Origin of the sequence: Parageobacillus toebii NBRC 107807, assembly GCF_003688615.2 — a bacterium.
GTDB lineage: Bacteria > Bacillota > Bacilli > Bacillales > Anoxybacillaceae > Parageobacillus_B > Parageobacillus_B toebii.
Window position 1 is genome coordinate 1,481,003 of record NZ_CP049703.1, and the last position, 19,118, is coordinate 1,500,120.

The window sequence follows — 19,118 nt, forward strand, 5'->3', positions numbered from 1 at the left end:
CGATGATGATTTCTGTTCAAGGCTTATATAAGCAATTTGGAGACGTAGAAGTATTAAAGGGAATCGATCTTACGGTGGAAAAAGGGAAAGTAGTGGTCATTATCGGTCCATCAGGCTCAGGGAAGACGACATTTTTGCGTTGTCTAAACGTGCTTGAGACGCCGACGAAAGGGAAAATTTCGATAGCGAATAGACAGCTCGATTTTTCGAAGCCTGTGACGAAGCGGGAGATTCATGAATTTCGCCGACTGACAGGAATGGTGTTCCAAAGCTATAATTTGTTCCCCCATATGACCGCCCTTGAAAACGTCATGGAAGGACCTGTGACGGTCAAGCGCGAAAAGAAAGAGCGAGTACGCGAGAGAGCGATGGCATTGTTGGAGAAAGTGGGGCTGAAAGATAAAGCCCATCATTATCCATTTCAGCTGTCTGGAGGGCAGCAGCAGCGTGTCGCGATCGCACGGGCGCTCGCCATGGAACCGGAAGTCATGCTGTTTGACGAACCAACATCAGCGTTAGACCCGGAGCTTGTCGGTGAAGTGCTGAAAGTCATGAAAAGTTTGGCGAATGAAGGAATGACAATGATCGTCGTCACTCATGAAATGAGGTTTGCGAAAGAAGCAGCCGATGAAGTGGTTTTTATGGATGGGGGAATCATCGTGGAAAGAGGAGCACCGGAACAGCTGCTCGTTTCTCCGAAACATGAGCGCACAAAACAATTTTTACAACTCATCGAGTAACAAGATAAAGCCCCAGGCAAGACGCCTGGGGCTTAAGCCATGTATATGAAGTTTTTATTAGCGAGTGCCGAATTGGCCGCCGATTTGTTGTTGCGCCATTGCTACAAGGCGTTTTGTAATTTCGCCGCCAACAGAACCGTTAGCGCGAGAAGTTGTGTCAGGGCCAAGGTTTACACCAAATTCTTGAGCGATTTCATACTTCATTTGATCGATTGCTTGTTGCGCACCAGCGACTAGTAGTTGGTTAGAATTGTTGTTACGTGCCATTGTGGTCATCTCCTTGTTTAAAGTTTTAATGGCTGGGTTCGCTGGACTTGCACCAGCACGCATGCTGTTATAAGCATGCCGCCAAACTAGGCTGAACCCAATATATTGTTTGCTAATGGTACTAATAGTTTGAGACGTTTTTCTTTCATTATTCATTTCTTTTTTATGGTAATTTTTGACGTTTTATGGTTGAGGATATTAGGGAATATGTAAAATAAGGTATTGTTTTAGTAGGAGGAAACATCATGAACATTTGCCCGCTATGCAACGGATTACGTAATGTGGCAGTGCATTGTTCGCGCTGTCAGAAGCAAATGGTGGATCAAGGAAAAATTACGGATTATTTTGATGATTACAGCCCGTATATGGATATTGATATGATGAAATTGGTCGATGGGTATCCGAAGACATTGATTCGGCACGAATGTGTGCATCTTTTTTATTGTCTGCATTGCTGTCACGAAGAAGTGCGGTTTATTAAAGAATAGGCTCTAGCATCATCGCTAGAGCCTGTGCAATATTTTGGGGAACGATATCGTTATTTTTCATCCGCAGAACGGATTCGTTTTTCCGTTTCGATATCGAAAAAGTGTGCTTTGTTCATATCTAAGGCAAGGTCTAATTGGTGGCCTGGCTTGATTTCTGTGCGGGCGTCGATGCGTGCGACAAATTCTTGTCCATTAATATTGGAATAAATCATCGATTCTGCACCAAGCAGCTCGGCTACCTCAACGCGGGCGGTAATTTTCGTATTTGGCGATGCTTCAAGGAAGAGTGGTTCATCATGGATGTCTTCTGGGCGAATGCCTAAAATGACTTCTTTACCAATATAGCCCTGGTCACGAAGCACTTTCATTTTTCCTTCTGGAACGCTAATAGTAATATTACCAATGACAAACTTGCCATCTTGCAATGTTCCTTTTAAGAAGTTCATCGCTGGAGAGCCGATAAAGCCACCGACGAAAATATTTTCTGGTTTTTCATATACTTCTCTCGGTGTGCCGACTTGCTGGATGACACCATCTTTCATGACAACAAGCCGTGTTGCCATTGTCATCGCTTCCGTTTGATCGTGTGTGACGTAAATCGTTGTTGTTTCTAAACGCTGATGTAATTTAGCGATTTCGGAACGCATTTGCACACGAAGTTTTGCATCCAAGTTCGAAAGCGGTTCGTCCATTAGAAATACTTTTGCGTCGCGGACGATGGCGCGTCCTAATGCCACCCGTTGTCGTTGGCCGCCAGAAAGCGCTTTTGGCTTGCGATCTAAGTATTGTTCAAGGCCAAGAATGCGCGCTGCTTCGCGGACGCGGCGTTCGATTTCTGCTTTTGGGAATTTCCGTAATTTTAAGCCAAACGCCATGTTATCGTAAACGCTCATATGCGGATAAAGCGCGTAGTTTTGGAATACCATCGCAATATCGCGGTCTTTTGGCGCGACATCATTCATGCGCTTGCCGTCAATATATAAGTCGCCTTTTGAAATTTCCTCAAGACCGGCAATCATTCGCAATGTTGTCGATTTGCCGCAGCCGGATGGACCGACAAAGACGATAAATTCCTTATCTTTAATATGTAGGTTAAAATCTTTTACAGCGATTACGTTGTTATCGTAAATTTTATAAATGTGCTCTAAACGAAGCTCTGCCATATTCTCACTCCCCCTATTAGAAAACGTTTTCAACTGCTTTAAGCGTACCGAAAATAGCAGAATTCGTAAATGGACAACATGCACAAAAAAAGAGGGAGATTTCAGGCAAGATGACGAATAGACGGACTATGCGCTTGCCTCGTATGGTGATCCTGGCTTTACTGTAGTTCAATTGTCCGCATATTGCTGTAATAATATTGCTAAATACACAGCGACAGCTCCTTTAAAATGTTTAATATCGATTCCTGTTTTTTCAATAAATTTATCAATGCGATATTGTAAACTGTTGCGGTGCATATATAACTTTTTTGCCGCTAAGGAAACGTTTAGATTGCATTGAAAAAACGTTTTGATGATATGAAGTGACTCGTCATCCAATGTTTCGAGAAAAGGAAGCGACTTCTTGATCATTTCAAGTTCCGAGGAACCATGGATAAGCAATAGCGGAATCACATCTTCCATCTGATATACCGTTTGTGTTGGCATATACGTTTGTGCTAGCTGGAAACATTGTTTTTCGTGGCAAAATAATTCATAAAGATGGTCACCATATGGATGGATGTGCCCGATAAATAGATGAATGGTGACGTAAAAATCGGTAGATAATGTATCAATAATTTCAGCAAACGGCAAAGGATCTAGGGTTGGTTTTTGTTTTTTTTCAATAATGACACCTCGGTAGTCGTGTTCCCAAACGATAATAATATGTTCGGAAAACAACCCGCTGATGACATCGAAAAAATCATCTTTGTTGACAACAGAACCTTTTATGAAAAAATGAATAAAGCGATAATACGGGGAGTGGGAGGAAAAATGCTGCAGCAACGTTGAATCTCCATGCGTGACCCAACGATGCCACGCCATTTCTTCATCGCTAATCGTACGGCTGACATCGGGAATCGGCGTGAGAAAAATCGATAATAGCTGTTTTTCCTGTTTCGATAGACGTTGTTTGCAAATTCCGATTTTATCTCCATCTTTTGTATAAAACCATTCATATGCATCAGTGTCGGCTACTTGTTCATTAATGACGATTGCATCCTTATAGTAGGATTTTAGCTGTTTGAGCATGGCGATGTTTCCTTTCTACAACTGAATGATTCCTTTCACTTATTATACAAAAAGAAAAACCGATTTTCCCAATAAAAAGGAAAATCGGTTTTTGAATGGCTACGTTGTTTCATGAGGAGGTTCTTCTTTTGCTAAGTCGCGCGCTTCCTCGATGTTTACGGCATCACCGTGGCCATGGACATAGCCCCCTGCCAATCCCTCATTGATCATACGGTCGATATCCATATAGTGTTCATCGCGTCCTTCATATTGGGAATCTTGATAATTCCGTTTGTTTCGTTCCGTCATAATGCGTCCCTCCTTGTTTTTTGTAGTTTGTATTATAAAAGCATAGATTATTCGTATTCATCATATATATGTCAAAAAGCAGGACAAGCAAGGAGGGAACACAATGATACGCACGGTGAAACAACTGCTGTACATAACAAGAACATCAACGCAACTAGCAGAACAGATGGCAGAAATAGTGAGCGATGAAACGTGGAAACAACAATTTATTCTGTATTTAGAGGATATAACACGTCAATATAAACTATGGCAATATATTCACTATTTACTTGCCGGGGCATATGAAGAAAGCGACAGTGAAAAGATCGTAACAGCTTCGGTTTCCGAACTGTTGTATGCGCTTTGTTCCAATGAATTAAAAAAAGGAATGTTGTGTCGAAAAGCAAGTGAGATGTTATCGGGAGCTGCACAAAAAGCGGCAGATCACTCATTACAGCAGGCCATTCAATATAGCCAGCTATTTTTTACGATGATAAAAAACCAGCTAGTTCATCAAATAGGGAGATAAGCTGTTTGGCACCATGATGTTGAATGTCCGGTTCGTCGAAAATCATCGGTTTGGCGTTCAGTTCGTACATGTACAATTGTCCATCTTTGCTAAGGCCAATATCCGCGGAAAACTCGCCAATAAAACCGAAATGCTTGCTCATTTCTTTCCCGCACTCGGAAATTAGGTTACATAAAAGGGCTTCATCGATCCGATGTTTCACTTCGGAATACGGCAGAAGTTTTCCGCCGTTTAGGACGTGTGTTGTCAGTTGTTGCGCTGGCGCCATCCGCACACCAATGCCGCTGATTGCATAAGCGCCGTGGTGATAATGAACGAGAACACGCAAATCATACCGATTTCCTTTCCATGTATCAGCGTCAATTGTTTGTTGGACAATATAGCGTTTCGATGAAAAAAGAGGAGTGAGTTCGTCAAGGGAAGTGAGTGTTTTTCGAACATTTATTTGTTCGTAAAGGATGTGTGTTTGTAAAGGAGAAGAAGTTAAGCGAAACAGCCCTTTTCCTTTTGCTCCTTCGTTTGGTTTAACGTATACACTTCCGTGTGTTTGCAGCATTTTTCGTATATCGTCCGTATCATGAACTAAAAGCGTAGCTGGCAAATGCGGGCGCAATTGGTCGTTTTTTTGTAATGTCTCGTATAATTCCCACTTTGTAAAAAAAGAACGATTAAAAAATGGAATGCAAAGGTTGTTTAAAAATTCGATGATTCGTTGGAATTCGTCTGTTTTTTCTTCTGATCTGCTTTTGATTCGGTTGTAAAAAACGTCGGGAAGAGGGGCGGTAACAGGCACCCACTGTCCGAGGCCGCGAACGAATACATATCCTTGAACGAATTTTTCATAGATAGAGCTAAATGGTAAAACGATAGCGATACTTCCCGCTTCTTGCAAGGAAGTGGTGATCAGCTCGATATATCGTTTTTTTTCGTTTTAACAAAGCGGGAATGGAAGATTCGCTAATCATAATGCCGACAAGCGGTCCTACTTTTCCCCGCTGTTCTTTTACGTGAAACGAAAAAGACGGCAATTCGTTAGAAAAAGCCAATGGATGCTGGTATCCAAAAACGTAGGTACGGCCTTCATCTTGATGAAACCATTGTTGTTTTTTTTCATTGTAGCAAATGATCGTCATGTGAATAACGCCTCTGGTTCATCAATTATTTTTTTACTTAAATAAACGGCGTACGCAAGAGAGAGCATCGCTGTTAGTTCATCATATCGCTTTAGCTTCGGATGTTTAAAAATGCATCGTCCCGGCTTCGAATTTGCTTCAAACATCCAAATCCGATATTGTTGGTCGATTCCAAGATCAAATCCGATTTCACCAATGTTCATCTGAAGCTGTTCCTCAAGACAACGGCTTAGGGTAAGAGCGGTGTCATGAAGTTGCCTTATGATATGGTTGCGAGTGCTTCGGTCTGGGAAAATTTCTTCGATCGTTTTTACGATGCCCCCATTGTTAATATGGGTCGTAACGCTTCTTTTTTCTGCGATTTTTGCAGCGATCGCGCTCACCTGCCAAACCCCTTCTTCGTTTTTATTTGTATGAACGCGAAAATCGAATTTTCTTCCATTGACTTCCATGAGGCGAATCCCTTGTTGGATAATATATGAATCTAATTTTTTTTGTGAAAAAACGTTTTCCCACAAAGATGATAACGTTGGAAAGGTTTGCGACCGGTTAGTTCCATGTTCATCTCGAAATCGGCATTCATACTTCGTGTTTTTCTTCAAAAGATGGTAAATACCTAAACCGAGACTGCCGTTGGCGGGCTTTAAATATGCTTCGCCATAACGTTTTAAAAATTGATCGGCGGTCTCGATCGTAGGATAAAAAGACGTGTTTGGAAGGTACGGCCTGGATAATGGATGTTTTTCAAGCAGACGGTATATTTCCCATTTATTAAAAAAGTTTTCGTTAAACCAAGGGATTCCGTATTCTTTTTTTAATGTTTCTTTAATTGCTTGAAATGTTTCATCGTTTTCAATTCGACGGTTTGGCAAGCGATTGTAGATAACGGTAGGAAACGGAACTTCATGCTGGACCCAACCGTTTTCTGTATAAAAATACCCCGTTATCGTTCCTTTCTCCCAATGAATATGATGAGCGCCAAAAACAAAAGCAAATCCGCCGACTTTTTTCTCTTGTGAAAGCAGTTTCGCAAAGAAAAAGCTCCGTTTTCCCACCGGACGAAGCGGCGATTTCGTAAACCCTGCGGTAAAAATGCCAATGAGCGGACCAAGATGGACGGTGTCTTCAGTGAGAAATAGATGAATATCGGCAGAAAATGGGATTTGTAAGCGTTTGGCAACATCGTTTGTGATAACGATATGTTTGTCTAAAACCGGGGACGAAACAAAGCAGCATGCGGTGGACATGCTTCCGAACGCGGCCATCGTTTGCCCGGAGAGCGAAATATCGGGCGGAAGATAAATCGTATTTTCTTCCGCCTCTTGTATCGTTAATGTATATTTCATGAGATATTCACCTCGTTTGCGAGAAACAGACAATAGCGAAGCGGTGCTTCGTAGACGTCACAGTTTTCAGGAGTGAGTGCAGTAATAATTTTTCGGCCTGGCTTCGAATTCATATCAATGATCCATACAGCGCCTTCCTCAGTGATCCCGAGATCAAGACCTAGTTCAAACAATGGGCCAAATTGCTCTTCCAAGTAGGATGGCAACACGTTTGTAATCGTTTCGATTCCATCGGTAATAAAAAGGCGTTGTGGGGAAGAAACTTGGTTGATCCATTCCGAAAAATCGAAAATGGAAGCGCCGGCACTGACGTTGGCAATCATTGTTCCAGGCTGCCCGATTCGCACCGCTCTGCCTCGTTCGCTCCATTTGCCTCGTTCGTTTTTTTGGAAGAGAAAACGGATATCGAACGGCTCGTTTTTCTTCGTCTGTAACGGCAAAAACGGCTGAATAAGGTATGAGTTGTGTTGAAGCAAATCATTAATCCACCGTTGCAAATCGTTTTCTCGTCTGATATGGGCAATTGTTTGACCACTTGCATCTAAAATATGAAGTAAGTTCTTCATTTGTTTTATGACATAAATGCCCTTGCCGCGCGAGCCGTGTTCAGGCTTGCAAATGACGGCTTTTTCTTTCTGGATCATGCGCAGTACATCCATAGCGGATTGAAGACGTTCTGTTTTGGGAATATACGGGGAAAGCAATGGATGTTCAATGACCTTCTTGTACAATTCCCATTTGCTTGGGAATCCGTGTCCTAAAAATGTAATATCTGGCCGATGTTTTAACCATTGTACGATCGGTTTGCTTTTTTTCGAGCGGTCATCCGCACGATAAAAGCAACGGTCATATAAAAAGGTGGGAATGTCAAAAGTGCTTTCTATCCATGATTGCTTGGTGTTATCAAATTGCAGGCCGCGCACTTTTTCCGTTAACGGGTCAATATCAAAAGGGGTAAAGCGGTATACGGTAATGCCATAACGATCAGCCCGCTTGGCAACTTCTGTGGAATACTTTACTTCTTGTTGATCATAGACGGTGACAAATCCAAGAGAAATCAATTTTACTCACTCCTTTTGCTCGATAAGCGATAAACAATAGTCAATAATCGCTTTAGCGGAAGGTCGAATAAGGCGATTTGACATTGCCATATCGGTCTGTTTGGATGGTTTTGTGTTTACTTCGATAATCCATGGTTTGTTTTCTTGGTCGATCGCTAAATCAATGCCGAACTCTCCATATAATCCATCGGCTTCATTTGCTAATACGGAAGCTGTTTCGAGCGCGATTTCTTTTAACAGCATTTTTTGCTGGAACGCTCTGTTTTGTTCATACCATTTCCGCAATACCTCATCTATTGAAACGATTTCCCCGCCGCGGGCAAGATTGGCGACAAATTGTTCTTGCTGGGCGACGCGTGCGATAGCGGATGTTACGCGCCATTCGCTGTCATGAATGCTGTGGCATGATAGCCGAAAATCAACGAGACGTCCTTCCATCGTCTGGAGGGCAATGCCTTGCTGAATGATGGATGCCAGCTTTATTCGTTCTTTCAAGACCGCAAACAGGGCGGAAGTAGAAGGATATTGTTGCATCGTATCTTTCATGAACGTGGAATAGTCAAGGCGAAACTCGCCTTCCGTTTTTTCAATGCGCAAAATATGGCGTCCTTGGCTGCCGTAAATTGGTTTAATAAAAACGACAGGAAATTGTTCAAGAAAGTCGTCGAGCATTTGTTTCTTTGTGAATAACTCCGTTTTTGGCAAATACGGATGCAAGTACGGATGGCTCATTAAACATTCGTGCACTTCCCATTTATGCAAAAAACGGTGATTAAACATAAGAACATGTTCATCTTTTAGCTTTTGGATAAGACGTTCAAATAAGCTGGTTAATTCTGTTTTTCGTGAATGAATGCGGTTATAGATCACTTTTGCAGGCGGTACTTCCGTTTTTGTCCATTCTCCATTGATCCACTGATAGCCAATTCGTTCATTTTCTAAATACATCGATAAAGATGTAACGTATAAAGTTAGGTGATGTTGCTTGCTATATTCCGCTAATTCCTTGCAAAATTCATGTATGGATCCAAAGTGAACATGTGAGTCCGTATGAAAAATTTCGGTCATTACGGCGATAGCTTGGGGGTGGTTCATTGTTCTCCCTCATTTGTGCTTTCGTTACACAAACTCTATTTCATATCGTATCGTATGATTTTCGCCTAATATTGGTGATTGCAAAACATACGTGAAAGGAGAGAAACATGGGATGATTTGATGATCGGTGGAGTGACAAACACACTTGAAATCAAAATGCTGTTCCATCCGGATTATCAAATTTTTGTTAGTCATATCGCTTTTTCTCGGCGCATACGTTATGATAGTGATACGTTACTTTTTTATAGGAGGCTTTTTTATGTCCAATCAACTCTATGTCCTTGCCGAGCAGCTGGAGCAGGCAATCCGTACAAGCAGTGATTTTCAACAATTAAAGCAGGCATACGAAGCGGTGCGCCGCGACGAAACCGCGTATCGCCTATTTACGAATTTCCGCAATTTGCAAATGCGCCTTCATGAAAAACAGATGACTGGTGCTGAAATTTTACCGGAAGAAATCGAGCAAGCGCAAAAAGCGATGGCGCTCACCCAGCAAAACGAAAAGCTTGCCCAGCTGATGACGCTTGAACAACGAATGAGCATGGTATTATCCGATATTCAACAAATCACGATGAAACCGCTAGAGGAACTATATCGTTCATTCGCAGAATAAATGTGAACACTCGTATTGGGTGTTCTTTTTTTGTCCGTTTTATCATAGCTATGAAGTGATAGGAAGAAAAGCGGAGGCGAGCTGCTTAACCGCGACGGGCAAATGTTCTTCGCCTGCAGGGGTGCTTGTCGCCCCGAAGGCGAAGGTTATTTGACCCCGAGCGGTTGCGAGCCGAAGCTAGACAGAGAAGAAAAGCGGAGGCGAGCTGCTTAACCGCGACGGGCAAATGTTCTTCGCCTGCAGGGGTGCTTGTCGCCCGAAGGCGAAGGTTATTTGACCCCGAGCGGTTGCGAGCCGAAGCTAGACAGAGAAGAAAAGCGGTTGCGAGCCGAAGCTAGACAGAGAAGAAAAGCGGAGGCGAGCTGAAGCTAGACAGAGAAGAAAAGCGGAGGGCGAAACAATTCAAAAAGAAAAAAACGCCGAACGCAAAGAGGGGCAAGATTCAACTTTTTCGAAAAGGGGGAGACAGCGATGTACAAATTGCTTGCTCTCAATATTGATGGAACGATTTTAAAAAACAACGGCCGCCTGCAAAGGGAAACAAAAGAAGCAGTAGAATATGTGAAACGAAAAGGAGTTTACGTGACGTTAATGACGAGCCGAAATTTGCTCGCGGCACGGAAAGTCGCAAAAGCGTTAAAATTGGATAGCGAATTGATCACGTTTCAAGGTGCAATAATCGGAAAATCACTAAAGGAAAAAATATTTGAAGCGCTTATTCCAGAAGAACGGACATTTAACATTGTGCAGGTGCTTGAAAATTACAATTGCAACATTCGATTGATGCATGAGCGCTATTCGATCGGCAATCGGAACAAAGTGCAAAAAAATTTAGTCGTAAAAACGGTGTTATCATCAGGCGATCCGTTTTTTTATCCGACGCAGTTTGTCGATTCGCTCGGCAATATATTAATGGATGAACCAGTGGCTGTTCCGAAAATCGATGTCTATTTTGCCAACGAACGAGAAAGGAATGAGGCCATGTCGGTATTAGCAAAAGCGTTCCCGACCATTGATATGATTATGCACCCAAACGAAAAGATGGAAATTGTGCCGCAGGGCGTGTCAAAACTCGCAGGATTGCAGCGCCTTGGCAATCATTTAGGGATTTCTTTAAAAGAAATGGTTGTAATCGGCGATGGTCTCGACGACATGCCAGCGATTGAAGCCGTTGGTCTAGGAGTCGCAATGGGAAATGCGCCAGTGGAAGTGAAAAAAGCAGCTGACTGGGTGACACGTTCGAACGAACAGCTCGGTGTCGCCTACATGATTAAAGAACATTTCCGCAAGCAGCTACGACCGGAATTTCTGCGGAAATTAAAAATAAAACGATAAAAGGAAAGCTGGGATGGATGGTCCCAGCTTTTTCATTGGCGAATCTCGCTACTTGACGAGAGCGAATTGCCTTCTGTACACTTAAATAAGCTTGACTGGGAAAGGTGATGTCATTGCGCGTTCAAATTCAAGGATTACATGATGTCGAGCGGTTTCAACGTCCGTTGGAGGTAATCACAGGATTATTTTTCGAAGAATATGAGCTGGTATTTGAATCGGTTCACGACGCAGATATAGCAGTTGCGCTTTCGATAAACGGCGACAAGCGTGTTCATGTGCATGGAATATTGACGGAAAAATTAACGGGAAATAAATATGAAGCGGATCATGAAAAAGACGTATCCGGCTATCTTGAGGAGAAAGATCGTTTCAAACAAATAAAATATACGGTGTTTCATGTATATTTGACGTTATTGCAGCAATATACCGGTCTGATTCAACAATGGGGAGTGTTGACAGGAATACGTCCGGTAAAACTGTTGCATCAAAAGCTGCGTTCCGGTCTTTCAAAAGAGGAAGCGCACCGTCAGCTTCGCGATGATTATTTAGTAACAGAAGAAAAAATTGAGCTGATGCAGGAAATCGTCGACCGCCAGCTTACAGTCGTGCCAGATTTATATGACCTCGCCCATGAAGTAAGCATTTATATCGGCATTCCGTTTTGCCCGACGAAATGCGCGTATTGTACGTTTCCAGCGTATGCGATTGGCGGGCGCCAAGGTTCCGTCGATGCCTTTTTAGCTGGATTGCATTACGAAATGCGGGAAGTCGGCCGCTTTTTAAAAGAGCGCGGCATCAACATTACGACAATTTATTACGGCGGCGGCACGCCAACAAGCATCACCGCCGAAGAAATGGACCGGCTGTATGCGGAAATGTATCAGTCGTTCCCAAATGTCGAGCGTGTCCGCGAAATCACGGTCGAGGCGGGGCGTCCGGACACGATCACACCAGAGAAACTGAATGTGCTTAAAAAGTGGAACATCGATCGCATCAGCATTAACCCACAGTCTTACATTCAGGAAACGCTAAAAGCAATCGGCCGTCACCATACGGTAGACGAAACGATTGAAAAGTTTCATCTCGCCCGCGAGATGGGCATGAACAACATTAACATGGATTTAATTATCGGGCTTCCGGGGGAAGGAACAAAAGAATTTTCCTATACATTGGCGCAAACGGAAAAACTCATGCCGGAGTCGTTAACGGTGCATACGCTTTCGTTTAAACGAGCGTCGGAAATGACAAAAAACAAAGCGAAATACAAAGTCGCCGACCGCGACGAAATCAGCGAAATGATGAAAGCGGCCCAAGAGTGGACGAAGCGGCACGGCTATGTTCCGTACTATTTGTATCGGCAAAAAAACATTCTCGGCAACCTCGAAAACGTCGGATATGCCTTGCCGGGAAAAGAAAGCATTTACAACATTATGATTATGGAAGAACAACAGTCGATTATCGGGCTTGGCTGCGGCGCGTCCAGCAAGTTTGTCGATCCGAAGACTCGAAAAATTACCCGCTTTGCCAATCCGAAAGAACCGAAGGTGTATAACGAAAATTTTGTCCATTACACGAACGAAAAACTGAAAATGCTGGAAACGTTGTTTGGATAGGGATCACAGCAGTGATGACAGGCTTCGGACAAATGTCTGGGGCCTGTTTTTTGTAGTTTTATAGACGTAAACGAAGATGGGAAGATCATTCGTTGAAGAAATTTAGGATAACAATAGCCATCGTCATAAGAACAAAACCAACAATCACATATCCAATCCATCTAATTCTTTTCGGCTGTGAATCCGGGCGAAAGCTCTTTTGATTCCATACGCCTCCTTCGATCCTTTGTAAGTCTTCGGTAGGTGCAAAGACTTTGTCCTCATCATGGTGAAGCTGTTCCGCCTGCTGCGTTTTATGCATATCTTTCCTTGTTTTTCCCGTCCTTTCTGTTCAAAACCCGATTGCTTTCGGCAACCGGGCTTTATTCGTGTCAACGGTGGAATAAAATCAGCTTTCCGCTTGATGTTACACAGCGGTGCGTTTTATCGTGGCAGTTATGTTCGCGCAATTTTTGTTCGCCGATTTTTTTTGCTTCTTCATCGTTCGCGGCTTCGAACGTTTCGTCCAACAGTTTTTCTCCACTTTTGTCGAATGCTGTTAATATATATGTTGGCATAGTAGTCCCCCTTTGCTGAATGGTGATTCATATTATTATTTTGCTATTTTTAAAAAAATTCCTTCTAAATGATGAAACTTTTCGCTATGATAAACGTGTATGATTTAGTGGAAATTTTATCTAAAATTGGGGGAGTGAGAATGTCGTTACAGTTAGCGCATGTGACAAAGCGGTTTGGCACAGTGACTGCGGTCAACGATGTCACGTTAACGATTCCGGAAGGAAACTTGTTCGGATTTCTTGGCGCGAACGGGGCGGGAAAGACGACAACGTTTCGCATGATTTTAGGCTTGCTGGAACCAACGGAAGGAACGATTACGTGGAATGGAGAAAAAATCAACTACTCGAAAAGCCATCTCATCGGTTATTTGCCGGAAGAGCGCGGTCTGTACCCGAAACTGAAAGTAAAAGATCAGCTTATTTATTTAGGCAGGCTGCGCGGCATGGATAAAGCAGCGATTATAAAAGAAATGGAAGCGTGGCTTGAACGGTTTAACGTGCCGGAGTACGCGGACAAGCGGGTTGAGGAACTGTCGAAAGGGAATCAGCAAAAAATTCAATTTATCGCCGCCGTGTTGCATAAGCCGAAGCTATTAATCTTAGACGAGCCGTTTAGTGGGCTCGATCCGGTCAATGTCGAGCTGTTAAAAGAAGCGGTCATCGATTTAAAAAACAATGGAACGACGATTGTCTTTTCGAGCCATCGTATGGAGCATGTCGAAGAGTTGTGCGAGCATCTTTGCATTATGCACCGCGGTCGGCCGGTCGTATACGGATCATTGAAAGAAGTGAAGCGGTCTTTTGGCAAAAAGAACATTATTATTCATGCTGATATGCCGCTTGATGAGCTGGCGGAGTTCCCAGGGGTTGTCAAAATGAAGCGGACAGCGGAAGGCGTGCATTTGCAAATCGAAAATGAAGACGTGTCGCAAAAAATTCTTTCCCATATTGCCAACAAAGGATTTATTCGCAAGTTTGCGCTAGAAGAGCCTTCGTTAAACGATATTTTCATTGAAAAAGTAGGTGCGGCGTATGAATAAGTTTTGGATTGTACTTTGGCATACGTATACGACAAAGCTGAAAGTGAAATCGTTTATCATCACAACGATTATTACGAGTCTCTTTGTCTTTGCGATGGCCAACATCCAGCATATTATTGAATTTTTTACAAAGGATGAAAAAACAACGGTGGCGGTCATTGATACAACGGGAGTGTTTTACGAACCGCTTGAGGCACAGCTAAAACAGGGAAAACACGATGATCTCAAGTTAAAGAAGGTGACCGGTCCGGAAGAAAAGGCAAAGGAGGCCGTCCGCAATGGCAAGTGGGATGCGCTCCTCGTAGTTTCCGCCGATGAGAAGCAGCTGCCGAAAGCAGCATATTACGCGAACACGATTGCCGACAACGATACGCCAAGCAAGCTTGAGCAAGCGCTCCAGCAGCTGAAAACAACGCTGGCAACAGCAAAACTCGGTCTTAAACAAGAGCAGATTGCACAGCTATATGAACCGGTGCCGTTTGAAAAAGTGGCATTGGAAAAAAACGCGAAAACGGAGGAAGAGTTGAATCAGGCGCGCGTTCTCGTTTACGTGCTGCTGTTTGCGATGTACATGTTTGTTCTCATGTACGGCGGCATGATTTCCACAGAGGTGGCGACGGAAAAGTCGTCGCGCGTCATGGAAATTTTGGTATCAAGCGTTCACCCGATCCAGCAGCTGTTCGGGAAAATCCTAGGGGTTGCGCTTCTTAGTTTAACACAGTTTGCGATTTTATTTGCGGTTGGCTTCACAGCGCTGAAAAGCAGCGGGCAAGAATTGTGGAAATTTCTCGGTTTTGATCATCTTCCTGTCTCGACATTTGTGTATGCGATTATTTTCTTCCTTTTAGGTTATTTCTTATATGCGACATTATTTGCCGTGCTTGGTTCGCTCGTCAGCCGCGTGGAAGACGTACAGCAAATGATTATGCCGGTGATGATTGTTGTCATTGCTGCGTTTATGATCGCGATGTTTGGCTTAAACGCTCCAGAGTCGTCCTTTATTACGGTGACATCATTCATTCCGTTTTTCGCGCCAATGATTATGTTTTTGCGTGTTGGGTTACTGCCTGTTCCATTTTGGGAAGTGGTGCTCAGCCTTGTTTTATTAATCGCTACGATTGGCTTGCTTGCCTTTTTCGGATCGAAGGTGTATCGCGGCGGAGTGCTCATGTACGGAAAATCTGGTTCACTGAAAGATATGAAAAAAGCGGTGCAATTGACGAAAAAGTAAGGCCTTGCCTAAGGCAAGGTTTTCTTTTTGTGTTTTGCACACATGTGGTATACTTAACTATACGCAAATACGGAAACGGAGGGAAAAGGTTGGCGAAAGGAATTGTTCATTATGAGGTTGGCGAGCAAGTCGATGTGTATTTGCTCATTAAATCGGTGACAAAAGGAATCGCTAGTAACGGGAAACCGTTTTTAACATTGATTTTGCAAGACAAAACTGGAGATATTGAAGCGAAACTATGGGATGTGTCTCCGGAAGATGAAAGTGTCTACGTGCCGGAAAGCATTGTTAAAGTATTGGGCGACATTCATAATTACCGAGGCAAAATGCAGCTGAAAATCCGCTCGATTCGTCTCGCTCACGAAGGGGATGCTGTCCGTGTATCCGATTTTCTCGAGACGGCCCCAATGAAACGCGAAGACATGATGGAAAAAATTACAGAATACATATTTGCAATGCAAAATCCAAATATTCAGCGGATTACGCGCTATTTATTAAAAAAATACGAACAGAAATTTTTTGACTATCCGGCGGCGACGAAAAACCACCATGAATTTATTTCCGGATTGGCGTACCATGTCGTGTCGATGTTAGAATTGGCAAAAGCGCTTGTGAATTTATATCCGTCATTGAATAGAGATTTATTATACGCTGGCGTGATTTTACATGACCTTGGCAAGGTAATTGAGCTGTCTGGCCCAGTGTCCGCTTCGTATACGCTCGAAGGCAAGCTGCTTGGACATATTCCGATTATGGTAGGCGAAATCAGCAAAGCTGCTGAACATCTTGGCATCAGCGGCGAAGAAATCATCGTGCTGCAACATATGGTGCTTTCCCATCACGGAAAAGCGGAATGGGGCAGTCCGAAGCCGCCAATGGTGAAAGAAGCAGAAATTCTTCATTACATTGACAATTTGGATGCGAAAATGAATATGATCGACCGGGCGCTTGAAAAAGTAAAGCCGGGTGAGTTTACGGAACGAATTTATGCATTAGAGAATCGTTCATTTTATAAACCAATTTTCTCTTCTGTTTTAATGCAAGAAAGAGGGGGGACATCATAAAGCCTTCTTCCCGACGGCTAAGGCAGTGGGCTTCTTGCATTATTCATAAGCCCTGAAAGCAGCAAGCAAAGAAAAAAAAGAATAAGCATTGCACAATACGAAAGAGGCGGTATTTTCCGCCTCTTTCTTTATGCATAGATCATTGATTTTGTGCGTATAGTTTAGTAAGACAAGCCAGAAAAAGGGGGATGTTAATGCTTAGCATGCCATGGTGGATTTATTTAGTTGTTGCGGGAATTATTTTTAGCGGTTACATGGCAGTAAGAACAGCAGCGAAAGAGAGAGAAATCGATGAATCATTTATTGAAAAAGAGGGAGAAATTTATATGGAGCGCATCCGAAAGGAGCGGGAGCGGCGCCAGCAAGCGAAGTCCTTGTAGCCAACAAGGACTTTATTTTTTGAAAAATTCCCTTTATTTTTTTCGGAATTCGTGTTAGGATAATATTAACTCTCTTATTCATTAAAGAAATAAAATGGGGGATGAAAAAATGAAACGGGCGTATAATTTCAACGCGGGACCGTCAGCGTTGCCGCTTCCGGTATTAGAGCGGGCGCAAGCGGAATTGCTTAATTTTCAAAATACAGGGATGTCCGTGATGGAGCTGAGCCATCGCAGCAAAGAATACGATGCGGTGCACAACAGCGCCAAAGAGCGGCTGAAACGGCTGATGAACATTCCTGATACCCATGACGTCTTGTTTTTACAAGGCGGAGCGAGCCTGCAGTTTTCGATGGTGCCGATGAATTTGCTTGGAAAAGACCATGTCGCTAATTACGTGTTAACAGGATCGTGGTCGGAAAAAGCGCTGAAAGAGGCAAAGAAGGTTGGGAAAACTCATATCGCCGCATCAAGCAAAGAAGCGAATTATACGTACATTCCGCATCCGGAAGACATTCAGCTTTCCGAAAACGCAGCGTATTTACATATTACCTCCAACAATACGATTTTCGGCACACAATGGCATGAATTCCCGGATTTGCCAGTTGATCTTATTGCCGATATGTCGAGCGATATTTTAAGCAGGGAAATCAATGTTGGGCAATTTGCATTAATTTATGCGGGGGCGCAAAAAAATCTTGGGCCGTCCGGCGTAACGGTGGTAATTATCCGCAATGACTTATTGGAGCGCATTCCGGATAACTTGCCGACGATGCTCGATTACCGCACGTACAGCTCAAGTAATTCATTATACAATACGCCGCCAACGTTTGCGATTTATATGCTTTCTCTTGTGCTCGAATGGGTCGAGGAAGAAGGCGGTGTGAAAGCGATCGAAGCACGCAATAAAGAAAAAGCGGCTGTCGTATACGAAGCGATTGATGCAAGCAATGGGTTTTATGCCCCACATGCGGAAAAGGACAGCCGTTCGCTTATGAATGTGACATTTAGGCTGCCAAATGAAGAATTAACGAAGAAATTTTTGGCGGAGGCAAAAGAGAAAGGATTTGTTGGATTAGCCGGCCATCGTTCTGTTGGAGGCTGCCGTGCATCGATTTATAATGCCGTGCCGCTTGAAGCGTGTGAAGCGTTAGCGGAATTTATGAATGATTTCTATCGGAAATTTAACTGAAAATTTCCACTTCACTTTCACACTGCAAAGTGATATAATGATAGAAAGATTCTCGTAATAGGTGCAAATGCACTATTAGAGGAGCTTAGGAAAGAATAGATGAGGAGAGATGAGCATGAATACGAGAGTACTAGTTTCATTGGCATTGTTAGTCGGAATTGGTGCGGTATTGCACGCGGTCATTCCAGGAATTTTCTTTGGGATGAAGCCGGACATGATGCTGACAATGATGTTTTTGGCTATTTTGTTGTTTCCGAATGTTAAAGCAGTGGGGCTTGTTGGAGTTGTGACAGGCATTATTTCCGCGATGACAACAGGATTCCCGGGGGGACAAGTTCCAAATATCATTGACAAAACGATTACCGCTTTTGTATTCTTCGCGTTTGTGTTGCTTTTGAAAAAGTATGGTCAAACGCTGATTTCTGCCGCAATATTAACAGCGGTCGGCACGATCATTTCTGGCACGATCTTTTTAACCGCTGCGCTTTTGTTGGTCGGATTGCCAGGCGGGGCAGCTTTTTCTGCTTTATTTCTGACCGTTGTATTGCCGGCGGCTGTGATTAATACGATTGTGATGGTGATTATCTATCCAATTGCCTCGTCCATTTTTAAGCGGATGAACATTACAGCGCATGCGTAACAATCGCAAAAAACCCGATCATCATCTTGGTCGGGTTTTTTGCTATCACGCTATACATATCGGAGTAGCCAAGCAGTGACAAAGCAAAAAAATGCTATTCCAATATAATTGAAAGCACGCTGTTTTAATACTATTTTTGGCGGATACATTTTCGCTTTTGTTAATGAAAAAAGAGTATTTATGAAAAGACAGAAAAATATGAAACTAATCATAAAAAAAAAACGATTGCATATATATCATTGCTTTCTCCCCCTATGCTTACTATATGTTGGCTAACTTACAGCTATGAACGG

24 protein-coding genes are annotated in these 19,118 nt (G+C 43.1%); 12 read left to right on the top strand and 12 right to left on the bottom strand.

All coding sequences use genetic code 11. From position 1 onward, the window contains the following. Nucleotides 1-5 precede the first annotated feature (5 nt). The gene (locus tag DER53_RS07670; protein WP_062753935.1) at nt 6-740 is read left to right on the top strand and encodes an amino acid ABC transporter ATP-binding protein; all 735 of its coding nucleotides are present in this window, start codon (nt 6-8) and stop codon (nt 738-740) included. A 57-nt stretch (nt 741-797) separates the two neighbouring features. On the opposite strand, the gene DER53_RS07675 is transcribed toward DER53_RS07670, so the two are convergent. After that, nucleotides 798-1,007 (bottom strand): alpha/beta-type small acid-soluble spore protein, encoded by a 210-nt coding sequence (locus DER53_RS07675; RefSeq protein ID WP_062679188.1) that lies wholly within the window; start codon nt 1,005-1,007, stop codon nt 798-800. Nucleotides 1,008-1,252: 245 nt separating this feature from the next. On the opposite strand from DER53_RS07675, the gene DER53_RS07680 reads away from it, so the two are divergent. Continuing rightward, a complete protein-coding gene (locus DER53_RS07680; protein WP_062753933.1) occupies nt 1,253-1,495 on the top strand; it encodes a hypothetical protein in 243 nt (80 codons plus the stop codon). A gap of 50 nt (nt 1,496-1,545) precedes the next feature. Here DER53_RS07680 and DER53_RS07685 read toward each other — a convergent pair whose 3' ends face one another. From DER53_RS07685 to DER53_RS07695, 3 genes are all read right to left on the bottom strand, one after another. Further along, nucleotides 1,546-2,658, bottom strand: a complete 1,113-nt coding sequence (locus DER53_RS07685) for an ABC transporter ATP-binding protein (RefSeq protein WP_062753931.1) — start codon at nt 2,656-2,658, stop codon at nt 1,546-1,548. Nucleotides 2,659-2,826: 168 nt separating this feature from the next. Beyond that, nucleotides 2,827-3,729, bottom strand: a complete 903-nt coding sequence (locus tag DER53_RS07690; RefSeq protein WP_062753929.1) for a PucR family transcriptional regulator — start codon at nt 3,727-3,729, stop codon at nt 2,827-2,829. Between the two features lie 99 nt (nt 3,730-3,828). After that, nucleotides 3,829-4,017, bottom strand: coding sequence for a hypothetical protein (locus DER53_RS07695; RefSeq protein ID WP_012749319.1), 189 nt, complete (start codon nt 4,015-4,017; stop codon nt 3,829-3,831). Between the two features lie 103 nt (nt 4,018-4,120). Here DER53_RS07695 and DER53_RS07700 point away from each other — a divergent pair, with 103 nt between their 5' ends. Continuing rightward, nucleotides 4,121-4,525, top strand: coding sequence for a hypothetical protein (locus tag DER53_RS07700; RefSeq protein ID WP_012749320.1), 405 nt, complete (start codon nt 4,121-4,123; stop codon nt 4,523-4,525). Here DER53_RS07700 and DER53_RS07705 read toward each other — a convergent pair. The 5 genes from DER53_RS07705 to DER53_RS07720 are packed head-to-tail and all read right to left on the bottom strand — an operon-like array spanning nt 4,482 to nt 9,160. Next, entirely contained in the window at nt 4,482-5,417 is a 936-nt protein-coding gene (locus DER53_RS07705; RefSeq protein WP_244319646.1) for a YheC/YheD family endospore coat-associated protein, read from the bottom strand. The genes DER53_RS07700 and DER53_RS07705 overlap by 44 nt on opposite strands. Continuing rightward, complete coding sequence (locus DER53_RS17315) at nt 5,377-5,658, bottom strand: hypothetical protein (protein ID WP_244319647.1); 282 nt, start codon at nt 5,656-5,658, stop codon at nt 5,377-5,379. The genes DER53_RS07705 and DER53_RS17315 overlap by 41 nt, the downstream gene beginning before the upstream one ends. Next, on the bottom strand, nt 5,655-7,004 hold the full coding sequence (locus DER53_RS07710; protein ID WP_062753925.1) for a YheC/YheD family endospore coat-associated protein: 1,350 nt from the start codon (nt 7,002-7,004) through the stop codon (nt 5,655-5,657). The genes DER53_RS17315 and DER53_RS07710 overlap by 4 nt, the downstream gene beginning before the upstream one ends. Next, on the bottom strand, nt 7,001-8,065 hold the full coding sequence (locus DER53_RS07715; RefSeq protein WP_062753923.1) for a YheC/YheD family endospore coat-associated protein: 1,065 nt from the start codon (nt 8,063-8,065) through the stop codon (nt 7,001-7,003). The genes DER53_RS07710 and DER53_RS07715 overlap by 4 nt, the downstream gene beginning before the upstream one ends. Before the next feature lie 6 nt (nt 8,066-8,071). After that, nucleotides 8,072-9,160 (bottom strand): YheC/YheD family endospore coat-associated protein, encoded by a 1,089-nt coding sequence (locus tag DER53_RS07720; RefSeq protein ID WP_062753922.1) that lies wholly within the window; start codon nt 9,158-9,160, stop codon nt 8,072-8,074. A 259-nt stretch (nt 9,161-9,419) separates the two neighbouring features. Here DER53_RS07720 and DER53_RS07725 point away from each other — a divergent pair, with 259 nt between their 5' ends. From DER53_RS07725 to DER53_RS07735, 3 genes are all read left to right on the top strand, one after another. Continuing rightward, nucleotides 9,420-9,773: a YlbF/YmcA family competence regulator gene (locus tag DER53_RS07725; protein WP_012749325.1), complete on the top strand. Its 354-nt coding sequence runs from the start codon at nt 9,420-9,422 to the stop codon at nt 9,771-9,773. A 471-nt stretch (nt 9,774-10,244) separates the two neighbouring features. Next, nucleotides 10,245-11,108: a Cof-type HAD-IIB family hydrolase gene (locus DER53_RS07730; RefSeq protein WP_012749326.1), complete on the top strand. Its 864-nt coding sequence runs from the start codon at nt 10,245-10,247 to the stop codon at nt 11,106-11,108. 107 nt (nt 11,109-11,215) lie between these two features. Further along, the gene (locus tag DER53_RS07735) at nt 11,216-12,721 is read left to right on the top strand and encodes a coproporphyrinogen III oxidase (protein ID WP_012749327.1); all 1,506 of its coding nucleotides are present in this window, start codon (nt 11,216-11,218) and stop codon (nt 12,719-12,721) included. 85 nt (nt 12,722-12,806) lie between these two features. On the opposite strand, the gene DER53_RS07740 is transcribed toward DER53_RS07735, so the two are convergent. Together DER53_RS07740 and DER53_RS07745 are read right to left on the bottom strand one after the other, a co-directional pair. Continuing rightward, nucleotides 12,807-13,022, bottom strand: coding sequence for a hypothetical protein (locus tag DER53_RS07740; RefSeq protein WP_062753920.1), 216 nt, complete (start codon nt 13,020-13,022; stop codon nt 12,807-12,809). Between the two features lie 70 nt (nt 13,023-13,092). Beyond that, nucleotides 13,093-13,278, bottom strand: coding sequence for a YhzD family protein (locus DER53_RS07745; RefSeq protein ID WP_012749328.1), 186 nt, complete (start codon nt 13,276-13,278; stop codon nt 13,093-13,095). Between the two features lie 140 nt (nt 13,279-13,418). On the opposite strand from DER53_RS07745, the gene DER53_RS07750 reads away from it, so the two are divergent. From DER53_RS07750 to DER53_RS07775, 6 genes are all read left to right on the top strand, one after another. Beyond that, nucleotides 13,419-14,318 carry an ABC transporter ATP-binding protein gene (locus DER53_RS07750; protein ID WP_062753919.1) on the top strand — a complete coding sequence of 300 codons (900 nt, stop codon included), beginning with the start codon at nt 13,419-13,421 and terminating at the stop codon, nt 14,316-14,318. Next, nucleotides 14,311-15,549, top strand: coding sequence for an ABC transporter permease (locus tag DER53_RS07755; protein WP_062753917.1), 1,239 nt, complete (start codon nt 14,311-14,313; stop codon nt 15,547-15,549). Before DER53_RS07750 ends, DER53_RS07755 begins: the two co-directional genes overlap by 8 nt. 89 nt (nt 15,550-15,638) lie before the next feature. Next, nucleotides 15,639-16,613 carry a 3'-5' exoribonuclease YhaM gene (gene yhaM / locus DER53_RS07760; RefSeq protein ID WP_062753915.1) on the top strand — a complete coding sequence of 325 codons (975 nt, stop codon included), beginning with the start codon at nt 15,639-15,641 and terminating at the stop codon, nt 16,611-16,613. 194 nt (nt 16,614-16,807) lie between these two features. Further along, on the top strand, nt 16,808-16,993 hold the full coding sequence (locus tag DER53_RS07765) for a sporulation YhaL family protein (protein ID WP_062753913.1): 186 nt from the start codon (nt 16,808-16,810) through the stop codon (nt 16,991-16,993). A 109-nt stretch (nt 16,994-17,102) separates the two neighbouring features. Next, on the top strand, nt 17,103-18,185 hold the full coding sequence (gene serC, locus DER53_RS07770) for a 3-phosphoserine/phosphohydroxythreonine transaminase (RefSeq protein WP_012749333.1): 1,083 nt from the start codon (nt 17,103-17,105) through the stop codon (nt 18,183-18,185). Nucleotides 18,186-18,300: 115 nt separating this feature from the next. Beyond that, entirely contained in the window at nt 18,301-18,825 is a 525-nt protein-coding gene (locus tag DER53_RS07775) for a tryptophan transporter (RefSeq protein WP_062753911.1), read from the top strand. Nucleotides 18,826-18,875: 50 nt separating this feature from the next. Here DER53_RS07775 and yhzF read toward each other — a convergent pair whose 3' ends face one another. Beyond that, complete coding sequence (gene yhzF, locus DER53_RS17825; RefSeq protein ID WP_482812007.1) at nt 18,876-19,037, bottom strand: membrane protein YhzF; 162 nt, start codon at nt 19,035-19,037, stop codon at nt 18,876-18,878. Nucleotides 19,038-19,118: the final 81 nt, after the last annotated feature.